The 23,925-nt window shown below is 39.6% G+C and carries 23 protein-coding genes; 5 read left to right on the top strand and 18 right to left on the bottom strand.

Features of this window, described 5'->3' with window-relative positions; genetic code table 11:
- Positions 1-7: 7 nt before the first annotated feature.
- The 6 genes from ABD676_RS15375 to porX form a co-directional block, all read right to left on the bottom strand.
- Positions 8-1,069: an ABC transporter ATP-binding protein gene (locus ABD676_RS15375; protein WP_344675627.1), complete on the bottom strand. Its 1,062-nt coding sequence runs from the start codon at positions 1,067-1,069 to the stop codon at positions 8-10.
- 56 nt (positions 1,070-1,125) lie between these two features.
- Complete coding sequence (locus tag ABD676_RS15370) at positions 1,126-1,965, bottom strand: outer membrane beta-barrel protein (protein ID WP_344675626.1); 840 nt, start codon at positions 1,963-1,965, stop codon at positions 1,126-1,128.
- Between the two features lie 4 nt (positions 1,966-1,969).
- Positions 1,970-2,725, bottom strand: coding sequence for a hypothetical protein (locus tag ABD676_RS15365; protein ID WP_344675625.1), 756 nt, complete (start codon positions 2,723-2,725; stop codon positions 1,970-1,972).
- Positions 2,706-3,269: an RNA polymerase sigma factor gene (locus ABD676_RS15360; RefSeq protein ID WP_344675624.1), complete on the bottom strand. Its 564-nt coding sequence runs from the start codon at positions 3,267-3,269 to the stop codon at positions 2,706-2,708. Before ABD676_RS15360 ends, ABD676_RS15365 begins: the two co-directional genes overlap by 20 nt.
- A 66-nt stretch (positions 3,270-3,335) precedes the next feature.
- On the bottom strand, positions 3,336-3,746 hold the full coding sequence (gene tsaE, locus ABD676_RS15355) for a tRNA (adenosine(37)-N6)-threonylcarbamoyltransferase complex ATPase subunit type 1 TsaE (protein ID WP_344675623.1): 411 nt from the start codon (positions 3,744-3,746) through the stop codon (positions 3,336-3,338).
- A 3-nt stretch (positions 3,747-3,749) separates the two neighbouring features.
- Positions 3,750-5,303, bottom strand: a complete 1,554-nt coding sequence (gene porX / locus ABD676_RS15350) for a T9SS response regulator signal transducer PorX (RefSeq protein ID WP_344675622.1) — start codon at positions 5,301-5,303, stop codon at positions 3,750-3,752.
- Positions 5,304-5,515: 212 nt separating this feature from the next.
- Between porX and dtd the strand changes: the two genes are divergently transcribed.
- Both dtd and ABD676_RS15340 read left to right on the top strand, forming a co-directional pair.
- Positions 5,516-5,974, top strand: a complete 459-nt coding sequence (gene dtd, locus ABD676_RS15345; protein ID WP_344675620.1) for a D-aminoacyl-tRNA deacylase — start codon at positions 5,516-5,518, stop codon at positions 5,972-5,974.
- A gap of 11 nt (positions 5,975-5,985) precedes the next feature.
- The gene (locus ABD676_RS15340; protein ID WP_344675619.1) at positions 5,986-6,312 is read left to right on the top strand and encodes a nucleotide pyrophosphohydrolase; all 327 of its coding nucleotides are present in this window, start codon (positions 5,986-5,988) and stop codon (positions 6,310-6,312) included.
- A 14-nt stretch (positions 6,313-6,326) separates the two neighbouring features.
- Here ABD676_RS15340 and ABD676_RS15335 read toward each other — a convergent pair whose 3' ends face one another.
- On the bottom strand, positions 6,327-7,085 hold the full coding sequence (locus ABD676_RS15335; RefSeq protein WP_344675618.1) for an endonuclease/exonuclease/phosphatase family protein: 759 nt from the start codon (positions 7,083-7,085) through the stop codon (positions 6,327-6,329).
- A 67-nt stretch (positions 7,086-7,152) separates the two neighbouring features.
- On the opposite strand from ABD676_RS15335, the gene ggt reads away from it, so the two are divergent.
- Entirely contained in the window at positions 7,153-8,847 is a 1,695-nt protein-coding gene (gene ggt / locus ABD676_RS15330; protein WP_344675617.1) for a gamma-glutamyltransferase, read from the top strand.
- Between the two features lie 63 nt (positions 8,848-8,910).
- On the opposite strand, the gene cydB is transcribed toward ggt, so the two are convergent.
- From cydB to ABD676_RS15310, 4 genes are all read right to left on the bottom strand, one after another.
- Complete coding sequence (gene cydB / locus ABD676_RS15325) at positions 8,911-9,987, bottom strand: cytochrome d ubiquinol oxidase subunit II (protein WP_344675616.1); 1,077 nt, start codon at positions 9,985-9,987, stop codon at positions 8,911-8,913.
- 6 nt (positions 9,988-9,993) lie between these two features.
- Complete coding sequence (locus ABD676_RS15320; protein ID WP_344675615.1) at positions 9,994-11,331, bottom strand: cytochrome ubiquinol oxidase subunit I; 1,338 nt, start codon at positions 11,329-11,331, stop codon at positions 9,994-9,996.
- Positions 11,332-11,476: 145 nt separating this feature from the next.
- Positions 11,477-12,799, bottom strand: coding sequence for a DNA recombination protein RmuC (locus tag ABD676_RS15315; protein ID WP_344675614.1), 1,323 nt, complete (start codon positions 12,797-12,799; stop codon positions 11,477-11,479).
- A gap of 32 nt (positions 12,800-12,831) precedes the next feature.
- Positions 12,832-14,019, bottom strand: a complete 1,188-nt coding sequence (locus tag ABD676_RS15310) for a formimidoylglutamase (RefSeq protein ID WP_344675613.1) — start codon at positions 14,017-14,019, stop codon at positions 12,832-12,834.
- Positions 14,020-14,131: 112 nt separating this feature from the next.
- Here ABD676_RS15310 and ABD676_RS15305 point away from each other — a divergent pair, with 112 nt between their 5' ends.
- Positions 14,132-15,097, top strand: a complete 966-nt coding sequence (locus tag ABD676_RS15305; RefSeq protein WP_344675612.1) for an SDR family NAD(P)-dependent oxidoreductase — start codon at positions 14,132-14,134, stop codon at positions 15,095-15,097.
- A 23-nt stretch (positions 15,098-15,120) separates the two neighbouring features.
- Positions 15,121-16,416 (top strand): HAD-IB family phosphatase, encoded by a 1,296-nt coding sequence (locus tag ABD676_RS15300; RefSeq protein ID WP_344675611.1) that lies wholly within the window; start codon positions 15,121-15,123, stop codon positions 16,414-16,416.
- 966 nt (positions 16,417-17,382) lie between these two features.
- Here the strand turns inward: ABD676_RS15300 and ABD676_RS15295 are convergent.
- From ABD676_RS15295 to ABD676_RS15265, 7 genes are all read right to left on the bottom strand, one after another.
- Positions 17,383-17,952: a 5-formyltetrahydrofolate cyclo-ligase gene (locus ABD676_RS15295; protein WP_344675610.1), complete on the bottom strand. Its 570-nt coding sequence runs from the start codon at positions 17,950-17,952 to the stop codon at positions 17,383-17,385.
- 71 nt (positions 17,953-18,023) lie between these two features.
- Complete coding sequence (efp, locus tag ABD676_RS15290) at positions 18,024-18,584, bottom strand: elongation factor P (RefSeq protein ID WP_344675609.1); 561 nt, start codon at positions 18,582-18,584, stop codon at positions 18,024-18,026.
- A gap of 49 nt (positions 18,585-18,633) precedes the next feature.
- Positions 18,634-19,257, bottom strand: a complete 624-nt coding sequence (locus ABD676_RS15285) for an ABC transporter ATP-binding protein (protein ID WP_344675608.1) — start codon at positions 19,255-19,257, stop codon at positions 18,634-18,636.
- Between the two features lie 17 nt (positions 19,258-19,274).
- Positions 19,275-20,069 carry an acyl-ACP--UDP-N-acetylglucosamine O-acyltransferase gene (gene lpxA, locus ABD676_RS15280; protein ID WP_344675607.1) on the bottom strand — a complete coding sequence of 265 codons (795 nt, stop codon included), beginning with the start codon at positions 20,067-20,069 and terminating at the stop codon, positions 19,275-19,277.
- A 10-nt stretch (positions 20,070-20,079) separates the two neighbouring features.
- Positions 20,080-21,474 carry a bifunctional UDP-3-O-[3-hydroxymyristoyl] N-acetylglucosamine deacetylase/3-hydroxyacyl-ACP dehydratase gene (locus ABD676_RS15275; RefSeq protein ID WP_344675606.1) on the bottom strand — a complete coding sequence of 465 codons (1,395 nt, stop codon included), beginning with the start codon at positions 21,472-21,474 and terminating at the stop codon, positions 20,080-20,082.
- Between the two features lie 39 nt (positions 21,475-21,513).
- Positions 21,514-22,551, bottom strand: a complete 1,038-nt coding sequence (lpxD, locus tag ABD676_RS15270) for a UDP-3-O-(3-hydroxymyristoyl)glucosamine N-acyltransferase (RefSeq protein ID WP_344675605.1) — start codon at positions 22,549-22,551, stop codon at positions 21,514-21,516.
- 17 nt (positions 22,552-22,568) lie between these two features.
- Positions 22,569-23,831: an HD domain-containing protein gene (locus ABD676_RS15265; RefSeq protein WP_344675604.1), complete on the bottom strand. Its 1,263-nt coding sequence runs from the start codon at positions 23,829-23,831 to the stop codon at positions 22,569-22,571.
- Positions 23,832-23,925 lie beyond the last annotated feature (94 nt).

Raw genomic sequence — 23,925 nt, 5'->3', positions numbered from 1 at the left:
AATACCCCTATTCTTCTGAATAGGATTCAAAAATATGGTAAGCATTGATACGGATATCAATTCGGGTATTTTTGGGTAATTCTAGTTTTGGAAATTGAATCTGATGCAAGGTTATGTTATCATTGCCAAGAATCAATTCATTGTAGAACCCGCGGAATCGAATTTCTTTTAACAAATATTCCCCATTTAGATTGGCTTCTACTTGAATGTCTTCTTGTAAAATAGCTATCGGGTGATTTGTTTCAATACCAATTAATCTTGCCTGTTCGGCTTTGAGGATATTGCTTTTCGCTAATAGACGTGCGGTATATGGATGGTGAGGCCAGTTGTATAGGGCATGTGGATCTCCTGCATCAGCTATACGGCTTTGTTTCATAACAATCAGCTTGTCTGCCATAGCCAATACCTCAGCCGGATCATGCGAAACCAAAATGACAGTTAGACCTGTATCAGCTACAATTTGTTGAATATCCTGTTGTAGTTCATCTCTAAAAGCAGCATCTACCTGATTGAAGGGCTCATCCATTAACAAGACTTCAGGGTCATTAATCAAAGCTCGACTTATCGCTACACGTTGTTTCTCTCCACCACTTAAATCAGCTACACGTTTCTGTGCCAGGTGATCAATTCGCAAGCGCTCAAGCGTTTCTTGGGTCTTTGTTCTCTTTAATTCAAGATTGGTATTGGAGAGTTGTGAAGCCACATTATCCCAAACCTTAGCATATAGGTTTAAGTCATCAAATCCTTGGGATACTAATTTCATGGCATCATGACCTGGGATTAGTTTATCCTTACGGGTTGGCACTAACCATCCACGATAGCGAACTTCCCCCTCCGCTGGCTCCAGTAAACCATAAATCAATTTCAATAGCGTACTCTTGCCACTTCCGGATTCTCCAATGATAGCTGTAATCTTGCCTTCCTCAATGCCAAAGTTTACACGATCAACCGCAGTGACCGTCACATTGCCTTCAAATACGCAGGATAAGTCCTTCCCGTGGATTAAAGGAAGATCAGGTTGTTGAACATCGGAAAATATATATTGACAGGAGTTAGCTTGTTTGCCCATAAAAAATGTCGGGCCTTTAGGACCCGACACAAAAATACGTTTTACAATTCACTTTCTTAAAATCCTAAGGTAAGACCAAAGGCTAAGTTTCTTAAATTCTCTTGTTCCGGACTCTTTTCAAATAAGTCATTCATATAGTATTTGGCAAATATTCCAAAGTTATCATATCCTAGACGGACAAAAGGACCGTATTGGAATGTTTGAAGATTGTAAGTGTCTTTGAACTTTTGTTTGCCATATTTATCACTTTTCAAGCGTTGTGTTCCTTTCAATAATACCCCAGTCATTGCACCAAATGCTAGTTTAACACGCTTGCCATTATTCAGCTGATGAGAGCGTAATTCGAAGGTAAGTGGTAGACGCAAGTAAGTCGAAGTAAATACATTCTTTTTGAATTTGCCATCAGGATCTAAATCTTCTGTCTGTATAGGCGTTTGATCTTGCAATAACAAAACATCATTTTTCAATCTCCAGTAGTTCCATTCAAATCCTGCAGATAGATACATCTTAAATCGATCGGTAAAACGGATACCATATTGTGCTACATCAAACCCAAAGTTAGAGGACTTTTTATAACTCATGAATTGGTTGTCATCCGATAAGGTGAAACTTCCATCATCTGATAATCTAGAGAATCCCCAATCCACTCGTGTGAAAGTAATACCTCCAAAAGAACGTGGGTAACGGATTTTTTTATTTTCATTATCTAGTGTATCCGACTTATCATCCTTTCCAAAATTTATACTGATCTCAGCAGATTTCTTTTTGCCGGCTTTACCATCTTGTCCAGCAGTTCCTTCCTTATTCTCCTCTTTTGTTTTGTTTTCTTGGCTATTTGCTGCTTGCAATCCTACGAATAGGAACACGATAGCGGGTAGTAAAAATTTAATTTTCATATGGTTAATTTCTAGTTTTAGCAATACTGTTTTTAATATTAAGATTCCATGTCCCTTCATCATCTTCCGTGAGTCGAACATCCTTATCTAATATGACGATATTCTCAACGAGGTTATTTAGTACCCGGACAAAGAGACCCTGTTTGTTCTTTTTACTTGGAGTAGCCTCTTGATAAATATTGGCCTCGAACTTCACCTGTGCTGTTTGCACCAATGTTTTGTTTTCTAATTCTGGTACATTGGCCACAAACTGTTCTTCTGTTTCTAGATCAATTGACCTTACGGGTTCAGAAACTTCAGCTATAACTTGTTCCTGTACTGCAGCTGTTTGAATATCTTGATTAGAAATTGTATTTCTTTCTTCATTTCTATTCACAGCTACTTGAATCTGTTTTTTATTCGGATTTGTATTTTCTAATTTTTCTATTAAAGTTTGCTCGCTACTAACTTCTTTATTCTCATTTGAAGGCGCTATTTGCAATTCTTCGGTTTCAACAGTCTCTGTAGGAATACTTGCAATGATCTTTTCTTCCTTGATGACTTTGGCATCCTTATTTAGAAATATTTTTATGGAAATTCCAAATACCAATAGCAATGCTGCGGCCATACTAAGGATAATCCAAGGCATGCGTTTAACAGGCTTTTCTTTCGTTTCCTTGTTTAAGGACGCTTCAATATTGTCCCAAAGACCTTCAGGTGGATTTTCTTCAAAATCCTTTAGTTTGTCTGAGAATAACTTATCAAAATCTTGATCTTTCATCTGTTATTTCCTCCAATTTCATGATTCTTTCTTTCAGCGATTGCCTCGCTCTTGAAAGTTGTGATTTAGAATTGCCTTCACTGATATCCAGCATTTCGGCAATTTCCTTATGATTATATCCTTCGATGGCATAGAGGTTAAATATTGTCCTATATCCCAAAGGAAGTTCTTGAACCAAGGCTAATAAATCCTTATAATTCAAATATTGTAAGCTGCTGCTTGATGTACTTTCAAAGTCACGGTCACTGATACTGTCTGTCTGAAAGATCAAGTTTTTGTTTTTACGGTAGTGTTCTATGGCTGTATTCAGCATTATTCTTCTGATCCATCCCTCTAAAGAACCTGTACCGGAGAAATCTTTAGCTCGTCCAAAGACTTTTATAAATCCGTTCTGTAATATATCCTGTGCCGCTTCGCTATTTTCTGCATAACGCAAGCAGACAGCATACATTTTGGAAGCAAAATATCGATACAACTCCGATTGCGCTTTGCGGTCATTCGCTAAGCAATCTATCCATAATTTATGTAGTTGTATCGGCTCCAATTGTGTTCGGTTTAATAGTAAGACGCAACTGAGCCAAGATGGGTTGCATCAAAAAGAAAAAAAAGATTATTTTATTTGAATGTGTCGCTTAAGATCTTCATCTACAGTGATATTTACTTCTACTGCATCTTCTGGAATAAGGTTAGGGATTTTCTCAGGCCATTCTACAAAGCAATAATCGCCTGAATAAAAGTATTCCTCATAGCCTAAATCGAATGCTTCTTGTTCATCTTTTAAACGATAGAAGTCAAAATGATAAACCGGACCATTTGCTGATTCGTATTCATTAACAATCGAAAAAGTAGGGCTAGATGTGGCATCTGTTACGCCCAATTGACTGCAGATTACTTTGATAAAGCTTGTCTTTCCGGCTCCCATAGGGGCCTTGAAAACAAATACACGATTCTCTGCAGACTGTTCAAGCAACCAATCTGCAGCTGCAGGTAAATCTGCTATGCTTGCTGCTACAAATTCCATGGTTTATTTCGGGATGTATGTAATAAATGGGATAATCATTTCCTCAAGGCTGATACCGCCATGCTGAAAGGTACCACTAAAGTAATTAACGAAATGGTTGTAATTGTTTGGATAGACAAAGTAGGTGTCTTCCTTGGCAAAGACAAAGCTAGAGCTCACATGGATACGTGGTAGTTGTGCTTCCAAAGGGTTCTTTACAACAAATACGTCCTTATCTATGTAGTTCAAGTTCTTACCTTGTTTATACCTTAAATTGGTATTGGTATTTCTGTCGCCAATAATCTTACTTGGTTTTCTTACGCGAATAGTACCATGGTCAGTCGTAATAATTACGCGAACTTGCCTTTGGGATAACCATTTCAACACTTCCAATAGTGGCGAGTGTTCAAACCAAGATAATGTTAGGGATCTGTATGCTGCTTCATCATTGGCTAATTCACGGATCATTGCCATATCCGTGCGTGCATGTGATAGCATATCCACGAAATTATAAACAAAGACATTTAAATCAATTTGCATATGCTTATTGATGTTCTCTAACACGTCTTTGCCTTGTTCTAAGGTAATCACTTTCGTATAGCTATGCTTGATTTCGCGGCGGTATAATCTTTTGATCTGGTCTGCTAAGAATACATCCTCGTGCAAGTTCTTTCCACCTTCCTCATCATCATTCTGCCATTCCTTGGGAAAACGCTTTTCCATTTCTAAGGGAGTTAATCCAGAGAAGATGGCATTTCGGGCATATTGGGTTGCTGTTGGAAGGATACTGTAGTAACTGTCTTCTTCCTCCAAACGATAATAATCCGTTAAAACTTCATTGATCACCTTCCATTGATCGTAACGCAGGTTATCAATCAGGAAGAAGAAAGTTGGTCTATCGGCTTCAAGTTTTGGGAATACTTTTTTCTTAAACAATTGGTGAGATAAGGTTGGGCCTTCATCTGGATTTTTAAGCCATCTGAGGTACTCCTTCTCAATGAATTTAGAAAACAGGAGATTTGCTTCAGACTTCTGCATGGTTAAGATCTCATGCATGCCGGCATCCTCTAGTTTTTCAAGGGATAATTCCCAATAAAGAAGTTTTTTATAGGCATCCACCCATTGGGTGAAGTCTAGGTTTTCATTCATCCGCATTCCCAATTGGCGGAAGTCTTGTTGATAAGCCATAGACGTTCTTTCAGAGACTAGGCGTTTGTTCTCTGTGAATTTCTTAATGGTCAACAAGATTTGTTTTGGGTTGACAGGCTTAATCAGGTAATCATCAATTTTAGCGCCTATGGCTTCTTCCATCAGGTGCTCTTCTTCATTTTTGGTTACCAAAACTGTCGGGATGGATGGATTGATGGACTTTAATTTACTTAAAGTCTCCAATCCGGTTAAGCCAGGCATATTTTCATCTAAAAATACCAAATCAAAAGGCTCACGTTGAAATGCTTCTACCGCATCTGCGCCATTATTTACCGTTTTGACCTTATAATCCTTTTGTTCCAATAACAAAATATGAGGTTTTAAGAACTCAATTTCGTCATCTGCCCAAAGTATATGTATTTTCTGCATGAATTTATCCCAACTAATTCAGCTAATTTACAGCTTTCTACTTAAGTAAGGTGTAGAATTGTAGTTTTTGTTCGATGTGATGCCAAATTCCTGCTAATCTTTGTTAATAGAAAATAAATTTAATTAGCAGGGAATTTTGCAAATGGCTCAAAAGGACCTTCCTTGTGCTGTGTTATTTGTAGACTAAGAAGATACTTTTTACTTTTACCCTCATGCGAGCAGTAATTCAACGAGTAACACATGCTTCTTGTACAGTAGAAGGTGCTATAACAGGAAAAATTGAACAAGGATTTGTCGTTCTTTTAGGCGTGGAGGAGTCAGATATCAAGGATGATATGACTTGGTTAGCACAAAAAATAGTAAACCTACGCATCTTTTCAGACGAGCAAGGCTTAATGAATAAATCCATTCAGGATGTAGCTGGAAATATTTTGTTGATTTCACAATTTACCTTGTTTGCTCAGACTAAAAAGGGAAACAGACCTTCCTTTATCCGCGCTGGTAAACCAGATATTGCCAAACCAATGTACCTGGAAATGGGTCAACTGTTATCTGATCTACTAGGAAAGGAAGTACAGATGGGTGTTTTTGGCGGAGATATGAAGATTGATTTGCTAAATGATGGACCAGTGACCATCATTATGAATACCAAGGATAAAGATAATTTTTAATAAGCTAATTTATGACCATACAAGAAGCGCAAGAGATCGTCGATAAATGGATTAAGAGTACAGGGGTTCGATATTTTAATGAACTGACCAATACAGCCATGCTCATGGAAGAGGTTGGTGAAGTTGCCCGAATCATGGCCAGACAATATGGTGAGCAGTCTTTTAAGAAATCGGATGAAGAAGTAAACCTAGCAGATGAGATGGCAGATGTGCTTTTTGTATTGATCTGCTTGGCTAACCAAACAGGAATTAACCTAACAGATGCTTTGGCTAAAAACCTGCAAAAGAAAACCCTTCGCGATAGCGAAAGGCATAAAAATAACGAGAAGCTTCGTTAAGAAATCACCTTCTTTTATTTGAAGGTGATTTCTGCTAGTAATGGTAAGTGATCAGAAGCATAGCTTTCATTGATCACCGAATAACTTTTCCATTCGAATTTCTGATTCTTCAACACCATGATGTAATCAATCTCGTTTCTTGGATTGACATTTGGTGAAGTGGGTTTATTTGTTGTGGTATTTCTAACGAAATATTTCTCCAATATCTTGATGGGCTCTGAATCAGGCTTAGCATTTAAGTCGCCAACAAAAATCAATGGCTTACTGTACAATTCCCCTAATTCATTGATGAATTCTGCTTGAGCAATTCGGTTTTCAGGTTTTAAATCTAAATGCGTATTGGCTAAAGAGATTGTTTTTCCTCCAGGTAATTCGACATCTACAATTGCTAAAGAGCGGTTCTCACTTTGAACAGGCATGGGGAGGTCATATCGACGTTTTCCAACGATTTTATGTTTGCTTAAAATCAAGGTTCCATAATATCCCTTTTCTAAATTGATGCCTTTGGAAAAGTAATATTCCATTCCGGTTAGCTCCGCTAATTTCTCTGCTTGGTTGACCATTTCTGAACGACTCACATGGATGTCTACCTCTTGAATACCTACAATATCTGCTTTGGCATCATTAATAACCTTGGCGATTGCCGGTAAGTCAATGAAGTTAGGTTTAGAAGGGGGATTTGCATGGTGAATGTTATAGGTCAGAATTCTGACCGTCTGAGCTTGTAAGCTAATCGAAAATAATACTGCTAATAGGAGGAATAGTTTGCGCATAAATTTAAAATTTGAATGAAGTTAAATATATTCAGCTAATAATTCCAAACTTATTATCTTTAACCTCATGAAAAAACCGAACTTAATCTATATTGTAAGCTTATTTTTACTTCTTGGTTCTTGTTCTGTCAAGCAACAGTCTGGAACTGCGGTACAAGAATTTGAGCATGGTGCGGTAGTTACTGCTCACCCAATAGCATCCAACGTTGGAGTGGATATTTTGAAAAAAGGGGGGAATGCAATAGACGCTGCTATTGCTGTGAAATTTGCTTTAGCCGTAGTCTATCCTAATGCTGGGAACTTAGGTGGCGGAGGCTTTTTAGTGTACCGAGGTAAGGATGGAGAAGTGAATTCCTTAGACTTCCGTGAGAAAGCTCCAGGTGCTGCATCTCGTGATATGTATTTGGATAAAGATGGCAATCCCATTACGGATTTAAGTCTTTATGGTCAGTTGGCTTCTGGTGTTCCGGGTTCTGTAGCAGGAATGGATGAAGCACATAAAAAATATGGTAGCATAAGTTGGAAAGAACTGGTGCAACCTGCCATTGATTTAGCAGCAAAAGGATTTGAAATTACGGATCAACAAGCTGGTGAATTCAATCGATATAAAGCTAGGTTCCAAAAGTTCAATCCCAATGGGGCAGCTATTATTCAGGATAAAGAATGGAAGGCTGGGGATGTATTTGTGCAGAAGGAACTTTCAGAAACTTTAATCCGAATTGCTGAACAAGGACGTGATGGTTTTTATAAAGGAAAAACAGCCGATTATATTGTTACTGAAATGAAGCGTGGCAATGGTATTATCAGCCATAAAGATTTGGAAGATTACCAAGCTGTTTGGCGTGCTCCAATTGTCGGAATGTATAAAAATTATAAGGTTATTTCCATGCCTCCACCATCTTCAGGCGGTGTTGCGCTGATGGCTTTATTACAGTCAGTGGAAAAGTATCCATTGGCTAAATGGGGATTCCAAAAGGACAGTACGGTTCGTGCAATGGTAGAAGCTGAGCGTCGCATTTATGCTGACCGTGCTACACACTTAGGCGATCCGGATTTCTATCGTGTTCCGGTAGCTAATTTAATGGATGCTAAATTTAACCAAGAGCGTATGTCTAAGGTAAGCTTAGCTAAAGCGACACCAAGTGATGCGGTTAAAGCAGCTAAATTCCCAGGATATGAATCAGAACAAACCACACATTACAGTATTGTTGATAAGGATGGGAATGCTGTTTCATTAACAACGACCATCAATGGTTCTTATGGTTCTTGTGTGTGGGTTGATGGTGCAGGTTTCTTATTGAACAATGAAATGGATGACTTCTCCGTTAAACCAGGAACGCCGAATATGTATGGCCTGTTAGGTGGAAAAGCAAATTCCATCGAACCAGGCAAAAGAATGTTGAGTGCCATGACGCCAACCATTATTGAAGAGAATGGGAAATTGAAAATGGTGGTCGGTACTCCTGGAGGCTCTACTATCATCACTTCAGTTTTCCAAACCATATTAAATGTTTTGGAATTTGGTATGACAGCACAGGAATCTGTAAGTGCTGCTCGTTTTCACCACCAATGGAAACCTGATGTAATCGATGTAGAGGCGAAAGCAATTGATTCCTTAACCCGAGTTAGCTTGACAGAAGATGGTTATAAATTAAATAAACGTGGACCAATTGGTCGTGTGGAAAATATCGTGATTCTTCCAAATGGTAAGAAACAAACTGGTGCAGACCATCGAGGAGATGATAAAGCTGCTGGATATTAATCCTAAGAATTAAGATTTCTAAAAAGGGGATAAGTAGCCAATACTTATCCCCTTTTTATATTATTAGTGATCGCCATATCCGACATCGTCCAGCTTTCCTTTGAAAACGCGGAATTGAATAATGAAGTAAATGATAACAAGAATAAAGGCGATTATAAACCAATACATTCCTACCGATAATCCATATTCATGTGCTGCTACATTGTAAATCGTGAGGGATGGATTTACGGAATTTGTAGAAGGTAATACATTTGGGAATAAGGATGCTACCGTACTAGCGAAACTACCCAAAATGAACAAACAGGAGAAAAGGAATCCCATTCCATCCTTCGTGAATTTATGTATCCAAAACTGACCAATCAGTCCTACGGCAGCAATTAGCGGAAATATCCATAACCAGGCATGATCGATTAGATTGTTCAAAGGGAAAGGCTTTACGTATTGCCATAAGGCTGCGGTTAGTATAACCAGAACACAGAGCACAATATTCAGTTTGAAAATAATGGATTTCAATCGGCTATTGATAGTCGAAGAGGTTTTAAGGATAATCCAGTTGGCACCATGAATCGTAAGGGTTATTACCGAAACAATACCCAGAAGGATAGTAAACCAATCAATAATACCATGCGATTCTGCCAATGGGTCCAATGTCGGATTCCATAACTGCAGGAAGAAATAATGCCCTTCTTGTGTGGAGACACCATTTTCAACCATCCCTAAGTTGACTCCTCGGACAACATTTCCTAGGGCAGCACCAAAGAATAGAGCCAAGCATAAACTAGCTACTCCAAATGCTTTTTCCCAAAATCGCTCCCATAGCCTGTTGTGTATTTGTCCTCTCAATTCCAAACCAATGGCCCGGAAGATCAGAAACCACAACACCAGCATCAAGGGCAAATAGAAACCACTAAATGCTGAAGCATATAAAGTAGGAAAAGCAAAGAATAAGACCCCACCAGATGCAATCAGCCACACCTCATTGGCATCCCAGAAAGGGCCGATAGCATTCCTTATCGCTGCTCGTTCTTCATCTGTTTTTGCAAATAATAAGTGCACTATACCCGCGCCAAAGTCATATCCATCAAGGATAACATACATCCCCAACATGATAACCAAGATTATAAACCAGAAGATTTCCATACTTGTTTATTTTAGGGCAAGGGGAGCTTCAGGACCCTTGCGAATGATCTTTAATACCAACATGAGGAATAATAACCCCAACAAAATATATAAACCTACGAATCCCAATAAGGTGAACAAGGTGTTTCCCGATGATACCGTAGGGGAAACCCCATCAACCATCCGCATAAGGTTATAGACTAGCCAAGGCTGTCTGCCCAATTCTGCGGTATACCAGCCAGCAGTATTCGCGATGTAAGGGAAAGGAATCATGAACATCAGGATCCACAAGACCCAATTCGTTTGATACAACTTATTTCGCCAGAGAAGGAATGCGGCTACAGCCATAATTCCGATGAATATCGTGCCTAAGCCAGCCATAATATGGTAAGCGTAATATAACCCTGGCACATTGGTCGGGTGAATGGCCTCATCAAATTCATTTAAGCCCTTTATGGTGGCATCCCAGCGTTGATGTGTCAAGAAGCTGAGGACATTCGGTACGGCGATTTTATTGTCTAACTTTTTGTTCTCCATATCGGGTTGACCGATAAGGATGATTTCAGATCCTCCATGCTCAGTCTCGAAGATACCTTCCATGGCAGCAAAGGTGACTGGTTGGTATTTAACCACATTTTTTGCTAGTAAATCCCCTGTGGGAAAAGCAACAACAATAGAAGCACTTAATCCAAATACAACACCAGTTTTTAGGAATAGCTTGCCGTACTCCTTATGCGAATTACTTAATACATAAAAAGCTCCAACAGCCGAAACAAAGAAGGCAGAGGTAATTAAAGAACCTGCCTGATTGTGAAGATAAGATGGTAATAGCCAAGGATTACTGAATAAGGCAGAGAAGTTCTTCAAGACAAACTTTCCATTTTCCAAAACCTCATAACCGACAGGGTGCTGCATCCAGCTGTGTGTGGCTAATATGAGGTAACCTGATGCCCAGGAACCCAAGAATACCATAAAACCAGCCAGGAAGTGCATTTTCTGCCCCATTAACTTCTCTCCGAAAATGAACATCCCCAAGAAAGAAGACTCTAAGAAGAAGGAAAACATACCTTCCATCGCCAATGTCTGTCCGATAATACCACCGGTGAGTTCAGAGAATTTTGCCCAATTGGTTCCAAACTGAAATTCCATGGGTATACCCGTAACGACACCCATCGCAAAATTCAATGCAAAGATCTTCATCCAGAATTTCGCAGCATCGTTATAAGCTACAATTTGAGTTCTTAAGAATCGCCATTTGAAATAAACGATCATTAAGGAAAGCCCCATGGTAAGTTGTGGAAAGAGGTAGTGAAAGGTAATCGTAAATGCAAATTGCAGACGATTGTAGAGGATCATATCTTCCATAAGACGTTTTAGTTTTGTGGTCGAAATTTTCCTTAAATGTAAGGGCATTACATTTGAAAATCAAATAAATATAGTGTTATTACCATAATTTTATGGAATAAAGCCATTCGCGGTTAAAATATCAAATACTTGGGGCTAATCTTGATTAATCTTCTAAATATTTACCGCCTATTTGCTTATTGGCTTTCGCACCTAGAACTTTTAATTGTTCGATTTTACGAACGACATTACCTGGACCCTCAGCCAGCTTCTTCATCGCATCCTCATGCTTATTGCTGGCCTTTTGTAGGTGGTTTTGAATCTGCTCCATATCGTCTAAAAAGCCCACAAACTTATCATATAGTAAACCGGCTTCCTTGGCTATTTCAAGAACATGTCGATTTTGACGTTCCTGTTTCCATACGCTGGCAATAGTGCGTAGTGTAGCCAATAGGGTAGATGGACTAACAATAACTACTTTTCTGTCCCAAGCATCACTGAAAAGTTCTGGCTTCACCGTAATAGCTAAACTAAGTGCAGATTCAATGGGAATAAACATTAATACAAAGTCTGGCGAGTGTATTCCGTATAAGTTATGGTAATCTTTGGAGGAAAGATCCCGAATGTGATTTTCTAAAGACTGTACATGTTGTTTACTATACTGCAAACGTTCTTCTTCGGTATCTGCATTAACCGCTCGTTCATAGGCGATCATGGAAAGTTTAGAATCTACGATCAAATGTTTCTCATCGGGTAGATAAATAATCGCATCAGGTTGTAGTCTTCGACCGTCTTGCTCTTGAACAGAAGCCTGTAGTTTATATTCCTGACCTTTTATTAAACCCGAACGTTCTAATACACGTTCAAGGATCACCTCGCCCCAATTGCCCTGCTTTTTATTATCGCCTTTTAAGGCCTTAGCGAGGTTATTAGCTTCATCCCTTATCTGCACGCTCTGTTGCATCAATTGTTCCACCACGCCCTTTAAAACATTGCGCTCTGCAGCCTCATGTTGGTAGGTCTTGGAGACTTGTTCTTCAAACTGTTTAATCTTCTCTTTCAAGGGATCCAGTACCAGGCCAATCTGTTGTTGATTCAATTGAGTGAACTTCTGCGATTTTTCCTCTAAGATTTTATTTGCCAATACTTGGAACTCTTGGTTGAACTGCGCCTTGATGGCTTGGAGTTCTAACTTTTGATCTGCAAATTTCTCCTGTTGTGCTTGAAGATAGGCGTTGGTGCTTTCCAAGGTTCGCTCAATGGACTGCCTAGCCAGAGACTCTTCTTTCCAAGCCAATTGGCTCTTATCCCATTCTTTCTGTAGCAAGGCTTCTCTTTCTTGTGCCTTAGCCAATTCTACTTGTTGCAGCTGCAATGCTTGCTTGAGCTGCTCATGGATATTAGCAGATACTGATTTGCTGCTTCTAACATATAGCCAGATGCAAATCAGGATCACTAATAACAATAGAATGGGGTATAGGATTTCCATGAATGAAAAGCGCTTAATTCATTAGGAGAATATTATTGTAATTTCTGATGCGTCTTCCACCAAAGGTCAGGCATTTCACCATTTACAGCCATTTGATAATCTTCATATCGACATGGAACCAAATAGAAACGCTCATTCACTGATTTGGATCCAAAATAAGGCACTTGCATCCACCAACGGTCAGATTTCTTACTCTTCACAAAAACCAATTCATAATCTTCTGCTTCTAGACTTGTACGGTAGATGATATAATTGGACTTCGGATACATCGGCGCATCCTTTTTACGACTGTAATAGCCATCCACAAAACACCATAACATTTGCGCGATTAACATCGCTGTCTGTCCCATAGGATCAAATGTGGGGTTAAATTCATAGATACCAAAGGAGGTACATTTATCCGACATCCCGGCATAACGTGCCAGTTGACAAGCCTCATCACCATACAATCCATTGGGACCTGCATTGGCATTTCCACCAGCTTCAGAGGCGCGAATAGCCCCAATATCAAAACTAATCATATCCGCTGAGCGAATTATCGGTTCTGCTTGATCCAGCTTGCCGGAAAAAGAACCCAAACGCATCGCATTGAAGAATAGTTTATCGTACATATTGATGGATTCCTTGCTCACCAAATAGGTCTGGTAACCAATATTGCTCAGGTTGAAAAGGTAATCTGGTTGATGCAGAATGATGTGATTTAGGTAAGTATGCGAATTTAGCGGCATATCCTGTGGATTGTCCTGATCCAAATCAAATTTGCTGTCAATGATTGCAATGTCCACCCGTTGTTCTAAATTCTCATAAGCAGTGTACTGAGCATAAGTAAGGTCTTGACCACCACCAATTAATACTGGAAGGATTTCTTTTTTCAGTAATTCTTCCATCACCATTTTGATGGCTACATACGTATCTTTTATAGATGCCCCAGCTTTGATATTTCCCAAGTCGACAATTCTAACCTTATAGTCACCTTGATAAAGGTCATAAAGGTGCCTGCGAACAACATCTGGCCCCTTTTGAGTACCGTTGTTATTCACGGATGAACGACCTTCTTCCACACCAATGATGGCGATTTGTGGACGTTCAGACTCATCCTCTAAATCAGGGAAGCTGTCGATGTATTTTTGTATGGAATGCCCAAACTGTGAATTGTAATACTGCGTAGAAGCTCCAATGCTTTCTAGGGAGATGGGCGATAAAAAATCTGCTAATGACATATTGATTGTATAATAACTGAATTTTTCAGTGAGAATATCCTATTGTATTTAGCAAATATGCATTTATTAGCTTACTTTTGGTTAACATAATTTTTCAACAATAAGTTAGGAAGTGATTTTAGTTACCGGAGGAACTGGATTTTTAGGTTCAACATTAGTACAACAACTGATTGATCAGGGGCATAGCATTATCGCGACCAAAAGGTCTAGCTCCATCATACCTGAAAACCTGAAAGCCTCTTCATTGATTCAATGGGTAGATGCTGATATCACCGATTACTATGCGTTGGAAGAACTTGTTGCTCAAGCAAGGCAGGTTTATCACTGTGCAGCCTTAATTTCCTATCATAAAAACGATGCCGCTCAGATGTTCCATACCAATGTGGAAGGAACCAAGCATATCGTCAATCTTTGCTTATTACATCAGAAAAGATTGGTTCATGTCAGTTCTATTGCAGCCTTAGGGGCCAGTAAGAAAGGACTCCCAGTCAAAGAAAGTGATAAATGGGAACATACGCCCCGAATTTCTAAGTACGCTTTAGCGAAATATGAAAGTGAAATGGAGGTATGGCGTGGAATAGCTGAAGGTCTGGATGCGGTTATAATAAACCCTTCTGTGATCATGGGTGTAGGGCCAGGTGAGCATGGATCGAGAAGTATCTTTGAAATGGTCAATAAGGGAAATAAGATCTATCCTTTAGGCAGTGTGGGAATTGTGGATGTACAGGATGTAGCGAAAGTAATGATCCAATTAATGGATACTGCAATTTCTGGACAACGCTTTATTGTTAACTCCGAGAATATTTCCAATCGAGAGTTACTGAAGCGCATAAGCAAGCTGATGAACAAACCGGAACCTACGATTAAAGCTACACCGATCATGCTTTCGGTAGCTTGGCGTGTTTCAAAAGCCTTGTCTATGTTGAATGGTAAGAAACCTGTACTCACTAGAGAAACTGCTCGAGCAGCAACAAGTAAATTGGCTTATGACAACAGCAAGATCGTCAATACTCTGGGTGTTTCCTTTAAACCCCTGGACCAGATCCTGGAAGAAGTATGCCAAGCATATTATGCTTAAAACAATCTAAACAACCATACACAGTGAAAAACTATTACATCATCGACTTCGACTCCACCTTTACCCAAGTCGAAGCTTTGGACGAATTAGCTCGTATTTCTTTGGAGAATCATCCAGATCAAGAGGAAATTTATCAGGAGATTGAACGGTTTACTAACCTTGCCATGGAAGGGAAGATCTCTTTCCGTGAAAGCTTGGCAGGTCGTGTAAAGCTATTACAGGCCAACCGATCTCATTTGGATAAACTCATCAGTCAATTAAAAAAGAAAGTATCTAAATCCTTCAGTAGAAACAAAGAATTCTTCAAGGAGAATTCTGAAACAGCTTGGATCGTTTCTGGAGGTTTTAAAGAGTTTATTACCCCTGTGGTGAGTCAATACCATATCCGCAAGGAAAACATCTATGCAAACACCTTTAAATTTGATGAGGAAGGAAATATCATTGGCTATGATGAGGAGAATCCTTTGTCGGATGAGGGAGGAAAGGTGAAGTTACTTCAGCAATTGGAAATCAACGGCCGTATCTTCGGTATAGGTGATGGTTACTCTGACTTCCAATTGAAAGAATCTGGACTGATTGAGAAGTTCTTTGCTTTTACGGAGAATATAGCACGTCAATCCGTAACAGATAGAGCAGATCACATTACACCGAGTTTCGATGAGTTTTTATATGTGAATGATCTTCCACGTGCCATTTCTTATCCTAAGAACCGTATTCTATGTTTAATTGTAGGCGAAGTTCCAGAGATTGCAGCACATATCTTAAAACGTGATGGTTTCTCCATTCGTGTTAAAGAAACTTTAGAGGAGAAGTATGTAAAGGATGTAGGAATGCTATTGTTAGGTCCTAACCAAAAGATAGCAGATGATGTTCTTGCTCGAGCGGATAAGCTAAAAACGATAGGCTTCCTTGGTGATGCTAAAGGGCATATCTCCAAAGCCATCTGTAATGAGAAGGGAATTGTCGTTTTTGATGATAAGAAAAATAAAAAGAGAAATGCGGAATTTATTCCACGTCGTATGGCAAACTTCATCAATAATGGAGATACTGACCAGAGTCGTAATTTTCCGAATCTAACTCTACCAAACCTGACCCGTGCACACCGTCTTTTGCACATTCATAAGAATGTCCCAGGCATTATGGCACAGATCAACAACGTATATGCAGAAAACAACATCAATATTTTCTCACAATTCCTAATGACCCGTGGAGATATTGGCTATGCCGTAACGGATATTGACGCTGAATACGACAAGAAAATGTTAAAACAATTGAAACAGATCGAGAACACGATCAAGTTTAGAATATTGTATAAGTAATTTAATAAAAAGAATTTGTCTAAAAAGCTACTTAAAGCTGGCTATTGACACTTGATTGCTCAAGTAGACAAATTAAATGGTCGATCAGGTTGGTAATAATTCATGGATATTTCTAAAAGAATGGGAAATACCAACTTGACCTTGCTAGGAGTAAATAATGTTTATGACCAGAACTTAGCTTTTTAGACAGTGATTCTTTTTACTTTCTACTCCTGTTCGAAATCTATGTTCTTGAAAATGAGCATAGCATATCTCGCAGAAGCTGTACTACTATATAAACGGTAGGAATCTCAACAAATTGCCTTTTGATTGCGATTTAGCGGTCGATGCCCGCATCGACCCTTCAAACATTCGTGAAAATAAGGTTTCCTATTACCCCTAACTGTAGGGTCGAAGCATGCTCCGACCGCAAAATTAAAATCACCCTTACTATCTCAAATCTCACATCTCATATCCAATAGCGCAGCGGTCTCACAACTATTTTTGAATCGGGCAGACATTCCGCTGCGCTCAGTGCTGCCCCTACGCATGGGTGCTACTAATCGCCTAATAACAAACTATCTAGATAGCACGCTAGGTAGGGGCGGTACTGAGTGAGTTCGATGTAAGGGGATTTATCCCCGACGAGAACGAACGGAATGTCCGCCCGTTTTTTTATAGACAACTGAATTCTGATACAAGGAAAACAGATTTGGAGTGAGGTTTTTTGGTGTTGTTTTTTAACGGTCGATGCATGCATCGACCCTACTGAAAACGCGGAAAATATAGCTTAAAAAACTCCTAACTGTAGGGTCGAAGCATGCTTCGACCGCATAAAAATCTCACATCACAACTCTGATAGCGTACTCTGTACTATATACCAAAAAAACTGATCGTAATGCCAAAGTCTGTTGTCTGGTGTCTCACATCTAATAGCACAGCGGTCTCATACCTCACATCTAATAGCGCAGCGGTCTATATCCCTCCTTAAAACAAAAAAGTCTTTCCGGGGGTAAAAGCCAGATCAATAGGAATATCCCATTCCTGAATATCATCAATAGCCTCAACGGGTGGAAAATAACTAACTCCCAATTTCTTGACTTCTTCTTTACAGCTTACAAAGAAACGATCGTAAAATCCTTTTCCATAGCCAACACGATTGCCAAGCTTATCAACAACCAACATCGGTGTAATGATAGCGTCAATAGCCGTAGGAGGGATCTCCTCGGCCGCAATAGGTTCAGGGATGCCCCAACTGTTCAGTTCGAGCGAAGTGTCCTTAAAGAAGCTATAATGCGTTAATTCGTTAGATAGGAAGTCAGATTTCGAGATCACCATGGTTATCTCCGGGAAATGCTTCCAAATCCATTCGATGAAGGGTAGGGTGTTGTATTCCTTAAATTTCTCAATGGATAAATAGCAATGCAAATATTTAATGCCAGACCAATCGTAAGCTTTCAGCTCTTCCAGGAGTAGCTCATCCAGATGTTTCACCTCCTCCAAGCTTAGTTCATTACGTTTCAGCTTATATTCTTGTCTTAATTTTGCTTTTTCCATGGCTATGAATGAAAACGGTCTTGAAGCTTTGGGGCTAACAAGACCGAGTAATCAACCTAAACCTAAAATCTTTATTTTACGCGTTCGATGTAATCACCAGAACGAGTATCTACTTTTACTTTATCTCCTTGGTTGATGAACAAAGGCACTTTGATTTCCACACCAGTTTCTACCGTTGCATTTTTCAAGGCGTTGGTTGATGTATCACCTTTTACTGCAGGTTCCGTATAGGTAATTTCCAATTCTACGGTAGCTGGGGTTTGCGCCATGATAGGTTCATCACTTTCAAAAGCTACGATCACATTCATTCCTTCTTTCAAGAAACGTGCAGCATCGCCAAACAATAATTTTGGAATGTTGAACTGCTCGTAGGATGTATTGTCCATCACCACGAAGAAGTCACCGTCATCATATAAATATTGATAATCGTTGGTCTCTACGCGGGCAATTTCTACCTCCTCATCCGTTCTGAATCTATACTCAACCAATTTACCAGTTTTTACATTACGCATTCTTGCTTGGTAAAAAGCACGTAAGTTGCCTGGAGTACGGTGGATATATTCCTCTACTGCTACTAATTCTCCGTTAAAACGAAGAATGTTTCCATTTTTAACTTCTGAAGCTTTTGACATATTTATATTGTTATAGGCAGCAAAAATAATAAAAACCTTGATTATATGGCTATTTGTACTTTAGAATTTCCACATATTCATCGCAGAAGGCATATTCATGCTCCTGGTTTGACCCGATGATGAGTACGCGGTCATTCTTGGTTTTCTCGACCAAATCCAAATACCATTTCTCGCCGGCTTTATCTAAATTACTGCTTGGTTCATCTAAAAATAACACCTTACTATCGACACAGCAAGCCATAGCCAACTTAACACGTTGCTTCATGCCCGATGAAAAATGCCTGATTTCTTTTTGAAAGACACCCTTAGCAAATCCCAATTGCTCTTTTACCGATTCCAAATCATAACCCGGAAGGAAAGACTTGAATTTAAAGTGAAAGTCTAGGTGCTCCGCTAAAGTGAATTCCTCTATTAGCTCCACATATGGAGCAGCATAACTGATGTATTGGAAGGTCTGGTCTATTTCAACCGGCTTGTCGCCTTCCATACGATATTCAATGGTCCCTTCACTTGGTGTTAAGGAACCTGTTAGAACCTTGAGAAGAGTGGACTTACCAGATCCGTTTGGACCTAGGATAGCATAGCTCTTTCCAAAAGAAAAGGTATAATCCAGATGGCGAAATATCCATTCTCGATTATACCTTCTTCCAATATCTTGTAGAATTATATTCAAATAAAAATCTCCTTGAATTACATACTTGATTTACCTTGTCCAAATCCTTTGACAACTCCACGGTTCGAAGCACGAACAAACCCTAAGATTTCATCACGTAACTCTGTTGCTTCAAACTCCGCTTCAACGATATCCAATGCTTTTCCCAAGTTACTGTGTTGAACAAATAGAACCCGATAAATATTTTGGATTTCATTGATCTGTTCATTGGTATATCCACGTCTGCGAAGACCAACAGAATTGATGCCGGCATAGGAAATAGGCTCACGAGCTGCTTTGATATAAGGAGGGACATCTTTACGAACCAGGGTACCTCCGGTTACAAAGGCATGGGAACCAATCTTGCAGAATTGATGAACGGCTACCATTCCCGCTAATACCACGTAATCTCCTACGGTAATATGTCCTGCTAAGGTGCTGGAGTTGGAGAAAATACAGTTATCACCGATTATACAATCATGAGCAATGTGGCTATATGCTTGAATAAGGCAGTTTTTACCAATTACTGTGCGGTATCTATCTTTGGTACCGCGGTTTATGGTCACACATTCGCGGATGGTGGTGTTATCACCAATCTCCGTAGTTGTGATTTCTCCTTCGAATTTTAAATCTTGCGGTTCACCCGAGATAACGGCACCAGGGAAAATACGGCAGTTTTTACCGATCCTAGCTCCGTTCATAATCGTTACGTTTGAACCTATCCAAGTACCTTCACCAATCTCTACATCCTTATGGATGGTCGTGAATGGTTCTATGACAACATTCTGAGCAATTTTTGCCTCAGGATGTATATATGATAAAGGTTGTATCATTTGCTGGTAATTATCCTTTAACTTTAACTATTTGAGCCATTAACTCCGCTTCGCTCACTACCTTATCACCGACCATACCCACACCTTTCATTCGTGCGATTCCACGACGGATTGGCTCCAATAGTTCACAGCTGAAAATTACAGTATCCCCAGGGACAACTTGATTTTTGAATCTTGCGTTTTCAATCTTCAAGAATAGGGTCAACCAATTTTCGGGATCAGGAACGGTATTCAATACCAAGATTCCTCCAGTTTGTGCCATAGCTTCAATCTGAAGCACACCCGGGAAAAGTGGTGCGCCAGGGAAATGTCCCATGAATAAATCTTCATTCATCGTCACATTCTTCAATCCAATAACATGGGTTTCCGAAAGTTCCAATATCTTGTCAATCATCAAGAATGGTTGACGATGCGGAAGAATGTTCATGATTTGTACCGTATCATAAACTGGTGGCGTATTCGGGTCATATACTTTAACCCCTTTTTTATTCTTCTCACGCTTTATCTGTGCTTTAATGCGTTTTGCAAATGCAACATTGGCTGCGTGGCCTGGACGTGCCGCCATAATATGGCCCTTAATTGGCTTGCCTACTAATGCAAGGTCACCAATCATATCCAGTAATTTGTGACGTGCCGGTTCGTTCTGATAGCGTAATGAAATATTGTTTAATATCCCTTCTTGCGCTACTTCAACTCGTTTATGAAATAAACCTTGAAGTTTATCCAATTCCGTTTCGTCTACTTCTTTATCGACTATAACGATGGCATTTGAAAGATCACCACCTTTAATCAAATTTTGACTTACTAAAGCTTCCAATTCATGTAAGAAACAGAAGGTTCTAGAGCTGGAAATCTCCTTGCTGAACTCTTCAATATTACTGATGGACGCATGTTGACTACCCAATACCGGTGAATTAAAGTCGATCATACAGGTGATGCGGTAACCATCAACTGGCATAGCCACAATCTCCACCTTATTCTCTGGATCGGTATAATGAATGTTATCGGTTACTTCAAAGAAGTCACGGTCAGCATCCTGATCAACGAATCCTATTTCTTGAATCTTTTCGACAAAAATAGCCGAGCTACCGTCCAAAATAGGAACCTCAGGGGCGTCGATTTCTATCAATACATTGTCTAATTGAAGGCCTACCAATGCGGCCATCAAATGCTCAATTGTACTAACCGAAGCACCATTTTGTGAAATAGTTGTTCCCCTTGCCGTATTGCTAACATTGTCAGCATCTACACTAACAAGCGGCTGACCATCTAAATCTATTCTTTTGAATTTGTACCAGTGATTTTCAGGGGCTGGTCTTAGCGTTACATTGACTTGCTTACCAGTGTGGAGCCCAACGCCTGAAAAATGGACATCAGATTTAATGGTTCTTTGTTTTACATTCATATCTAACATTCGTGTTATTGCAAAAAATATCCTGTAAAGTTAACTATTATTTTTTTCTTTTAATTGCTTTTCAAGCTCCGCGATGCGTCTTTCCATTTCTGGAAGCTTGCTGTAGAGTACTTGCGAGCGAAGCTCGTTGTTATATGGGAAGGCAGGACTACCACCCCATTTCTTGTACTCTTCTTTTAAAGACTTGTTTACTCCGGACTGCGCCTGTACCTGCGTACCTTTCGCTATACTGATATGGCCTACAACACCTACCTGCCCACCTAAGACTACTTGCTCAGCGATCTTTGTGCTGCCCGATATACCAGTTTGAGCGGCGATAACTGTGTTATAGCCAACCTCAACATTATGTGCTATCTGAATTAAATTGTCCAATTTAACCCCTTTTCGAATAATTGTCGACCCTAATGTAGCACGATCAATCACCGTATTGGCGCCAATCTCCACGTAATCTTCAATGATGACATTCCCGATCTGCGGGATTTTAGAATAGCTGCCATCCTCTTGAGGGGCAAATCCAAAACCATCACTACCGACTATAGTACCCGAGTGAATGATCACCTGTTTCCCTAATTTACAGTCTCTGTAAATCTTTACGCCAGGAAAAATAATCGATCCATCACCAATTTCTACATCATCACCGATGTAAACCTGTGGATAAATCTTCACCTGATTACCGATTTTTACTTGTTTCCCTATATAGGTAAATGCACCGATATAATTGCCTTCGCCAATCTGAGCCGTTTCATGTATAAAAACAGGTTCTTCTATACCTGAACGTTCATTACGAAGTTGATCATATAGTTTTAACAATTCGGTAAAGGCTGTATAAGCATTCTTAACACGCACCAATGTCGATTTTACAGGTTTCTGTAAATTTAAATCCTCATTGATAACGATGATACCTGCTTCTATTTCGTAGATAAAATGCTCATACTTTGGATTCGATAAGAAGGTTAAACTTGAAGGACAGGACTCTTCAATCTTGGATAATTTGTCCACGAGCACTTCGGGGTTACCTTCAACGGTACCATGTAGTAAATTTGCTATCTGTTCTGCGGTAAATTGCATGAAGTGATACTAAAAGGTTATATGTTAATAATTGTTTGTTGGCGTTGTGTGATGTAACCAATCTCTTTCGGATAGGTGACAGCATATTTATTCACTCGTTTTGTCAGCGCTTCGATATTTGAAAGGTCAGAAGCCTCAGCGATATCCTTCAGCTGACCATCTTTTTCCAAAACGCAGATCTTACTGCTGGAGGAATCGTATGCACTATTTCCGACAACTTGTTCATAGACAAAGTAACCTACTTCATCTTCCCCAATCATGAACTTTTCTTTCACCTTTTCCTTCAACTCATTAATATATTCCGTTGGAAATGGCTTGTTGCTCATTTCTGTACGGAATAGCTCCCTACGGATTAACTTTCGACATAATGTTCGCAAAATGTGGTCCTCATGATCTGCCCAAATTTTGATAGCTGAAAGAATATCGGTGTCGTCTAAACGTGTAAACCACTCCAAGTGCGACTCGTTCTCGAGAAAATTTTCTTTTGTTACCCGCTGTGTAAGAAAATGTTCCAATGCCGGGGTGGCAAACAAGCGATGACCAGCATTGCTTAATTGTTTTGCCCGCGCCAAAGCTTGGATTAACATCTGCTCGGCAGCAATAACTGTTTTATGCAAATATACTTGCCAATACATCAATCGCCTAGCAATCAGAAATTTCTCTACCGAGTATATCCCTTTTACTTCGACTACCAGTTCATCATCTTTCACATTTAGCATCTTGATGATACGATCAAAGGAGATGACACCTTCGGAAACCCCTGTAAAGAAGCTATCTCTATTAAGATAGTCCATACGGTCTGTGTCCAATTGACTGGAAACTAGTTGATGTAAAAAAGGACGTGGATAATGATCGTTGAATATGGTAATTGCCAAATCTAATCGACCACTAAATTCCACATTAAGCTTGTCCATCAATTGAGCAGAGATCAATTCATGGGAAACACCCTCTACCAGGGTATGCTCTAAAGAATGTGAAAATGGACCATGGCCCACATCATGCAATAAGATAGCTGCTAATGCAGCTTCCTCTTCCTCCTCAGAAATGAGCACATCCTTTCCACGTAAAGTCTCAATCGCCAGACTCATGAGGTGCATGGCTCCGACAACATGTTGAAAACGCGTGTGTAAGGCTCCTGGATACACCAAATGCGTCATGGACACCTGTTTGATATAACGAAGTCTTTGGATGTAAGGATGCTGGATGAGGTCATAAATGAAACCCGACGGGATTGTGACAAAACCGTAAACAGGATCATTTATTATTTTTTTCTTATTCAATCTAATCTAAAAGTGATTATGTATAAGCCATTTAACCGTAATTTTCGTACTTGTGTAGGCTAAGATACGGGCAAAGATACACAGATGGTACTTA

The sequence above is a fragment of the Sphingobacterium kyonggiense genome, assembly GCF_039536825.1.
Classification (GTDB): domain Bacteria; phylum Bacteroidota; class Bacteroidia; order Sphingobacteriales; family Sphingobacteriaceae; genus Sphingobacterium; species Sphingobacterium kyonggiense.
The sequence above is the reverse complement of the archived record's forward strand: the minus strand, read 5'-3'. Positions and strand labels throughout refer to the sequence as shown.

Bases quoted from the DNA above. Each gene is read 5' to 3' on its own strand.
- ABD676_RS15375 (WP_344675627.1), bottom strand. From the start codon at position 1,069: ATGGGCAAACAAGCTAACTCCTGTCAATATATATTTTCCGATGTTCAA.
- ABD676_RS15370 (WP_344675626.1), bottom strand. From the start codon at position 1,965: ATGAAAATTAAATTTTTACTACCCGCTATCGTGTTCCTATTCGTAGGA.
- ABD676_RS15365 (WP_344675625.1), bottom strand. From the start codon at position 2,725: ATGAAAGATCAAGATTTTGATAAGTTATTCTCAGACAAACTAAAGGAT.
- tsaE (WP_344675623.1), bottom strand. From the start codon at position 3,746: ATGGAATTTGTAGCAGCAAGCATAGCAGATTTACCTGCAGCTGCAGAT.
- porX (WP_344675622.1), bottom strand. From the start codon at position 5,303: ATGCAGAAAATACATATACTTTGGGCAGATGACGAAATTGAGTTCTTA.
- dtd (WP_344675620.1), top strand. From the start codon at position 5,516: ATGCGAGCAGTAATTCAACGAGTAACACATGCTTCTTGTACAGTAGAA.
- ABD676_RS15340 (WP_344675619.1), top strand. From the start codon at position 5,986: ATGACCATACAAGAAGCGCAAGAGATCGTCGATAAATGGATTAAGAGT.
- ABD676_RS15335 (WP_344675618.1), bottom strand. From the start codon at position 7,085: ATGCGCAAACTATTCCTCCTATTAGCAGTATTATTTTCGATTAGCTTA.
- ggt (WP_344675617.1), top strand. From the start codon at position 7,153: ATGAAAAAACCGAACTTAATCTATATTGTAAGCTTATTTTTACTTCTT.
- cydB (WP_344675616.1), bottom strand. From the start codon at position 9,987: ATGGAAATCTTCTGGTTTATAATCTTGGTTATCATGTTGGGGATGTAT.
- ABD676_RS15320 (WP_344675615.1), bottom strand. From the start codon at position 11,331: ATGGAAGATATGATCCTCTACAATCGTCTGCAATTTGCATTTACGATT.
- ABD676_RS15315 (WP_344675614.1), bottom strand. From the start codon at position 12,799: ATGGAAATCCTATACCCCATTCTATTGTTATTAGTGATCCTGATTTGC.
- ABD676_RS15310 (WP_344675613.1), bottom strand. From the start codon at position 14,019: ATGTCATTAGCAGATTTTTTATCGCCCATCTCCCTAGAAAGCATTGGA.
- ABD676_RS15295 (WP_344675610.1), bottom strand. From the start codon at position 17,952: ATGGAAAAAGCAAAATTAAGACAAGAATATAAGCTGAAACGTAATGAA.
- efp (WP_344675609.1), bottom strand. From the start codon at position 18,584: ATGTCAAAAGCTTCAGAAGTTAAAAATGGAAACATTCTTCGTTTTAAC.
- lpxA (WP_344675607.1), bottom strand. From the start codon at position 20,069: ATGATACAACCTTTATCATATATACATCCTGAGGCAAAAATTGCTCAG.
- ABD676_RS15275 (WP_344675606.1), bottom strand. From the start codon at position 21,474: ATGAATGTAAAACAAAGAACCATTAAATCTGATGTCCATTTTTCAGGC.
- lpxD (WP_344675605.1), bottom strand. From the start codon at position 22,551: ATGCAATTTACCGCAGAACAGATAGCAAATTTACTACATGGTACCGTT.